The 1,461-nt window shown below is 71.5% G+C and carries 1 protein-coding gene; it reads right to left on the bottom strand.

The window, feature by feature from the left end; translation table 11 throughout:
* Positions 1-108 precede the first annotated feature (108 nt).
* The gene (locus ACWGDE_RS38910) at positions 109-1,389 is read right to left on the bottom strand and encodes an MFS transporter (RefSeq protein ID WP_453393812.1); all 1,281 of its coding nucleotides are present in this window, start codon (positions 1,387-1,389) and stop codon (positions 109-111) included.
* Positions 1,390-1,461: the final 72 nt, after the last annotated feature.

The raw sequence follows: 1,461 nt of genomic DNA on the forward strand, positions 1-1,461 counted from the left end.
ACCCCCCCGCAATCGCCGATGCAATGGTCCCTCGTGGGCTCGTTGTGGTTTATACCCCACTGGGCCGGGCCCGGGCTTTTTTTCACGTGAAACATCGGCAGACGCGGGTCAGGGCGATGTTTCACGTGAAACATCGCCCTGTCGCATGAGGAAGGCCGCGGTCGCGGCGTAGAGCGCGGCCACGCCCAGGATCAGTGGAACGGACTGCCCGTCGAGGGGCAGCACGAGCGCCGCCACCCCGGCGGCCCCGACGAACGCGACGTTGAAGAGCACGTCGTAGACGGAGAAGACACGGCCGCGGAAGGCGTCGTCCACCCGGGACTGCACCACGGTGTCGGTGGAGATCTTGGCGCCCTGGGTGGCGAGGCCCAGGACGAAGGCGGCGGCCAGCATCGGTCCGGGGGCGAAGAAGAGCCCGAGCGCCGGTACCAGGACGGCGGCTCCGGCGGCGCAGGCGGTGATCCAGCCGCGCGTGCCCAGCCGGCCCACGAGCCACGGCGTGACGAGGGCCGCGGCGAAGAACCCGGCTCCCGAGACGCCCACGGCGACCCCCAGCAGGGCCAGTCCGTCGGCCTCGTTGTCCGACCAGGAGTAGCGGCAGAGCATCAGCAGGGTGACGGTCAGCGCCCCGTAGCAGAACCGCATCAGGGTCATGGCGGTGAGTGCCTGGGCGGCCGCCCGCCGGGCCGCCAGGTGCCGGAGCCCCTCGGCCATGCCCCGGACGGCGATGACGATCCCCTCGGCGATCGTCGGGTCGACCCGGCCGGGCGGGTGGTCGGGCCCCAGGAGGCCGACGGCGAGGCGCAGGGAGACCAGGGCCGCGCAGAGGTAGAGGCCGGCGCCCAGGAGCACGACGAGGGCGTCGGAGCCGACGGTCAGCGCCCGCACGAGGAAGGCCAGTCCCCCGCCGCCGACGGCCGCGAGGGTTCCGGCGGTGGGCGAGAGGGCGTTCGCGGTGACCAGCTGGCCGGGGCCGACGACATGGGGCAGGGAGGCGGCGAGTCCGGCGAGGACGAAGCGGTTGACGGCCGTCACGGACAGGGCCGAGGCGTAGAAGAGCCAGTCGGGGACGTGCGCGACGATCAGCATCCCGGTCACACAGGCGAGGAAGGCCCGCAGCAGGTTGCCGTAGAGGAAGACCTGACGACGGGGCCAGCGGTCCAGCAGCACTCCGGCGAAGGGCCCGATCGCCGAATAGGGCAGCAGGAGTACCGCCATGGCGGAGGCGATGGCCGCGGGCGAGGCCTGCTTCTCCGGGGAGAAGACGACGTAAGTGGCCAGTGCGACCTGGTAGACGCCGTCGGCTGCCTGGGAGAGCAGCCGTACGGCGAGCAGGTTGCGGAAGTCCCGCAGACGCAGGAGTACGCGCAGATCACGTACGACAGCCATGAGGGCAAGGGTCACATACGCGGAGGGTCCCCCGTGCCAATTCCCGGGGACCCACCGCGGAAGAACAGCCGA

The organism is Streptomyces sp. NPDC054956, assembly GCF_053609185.1.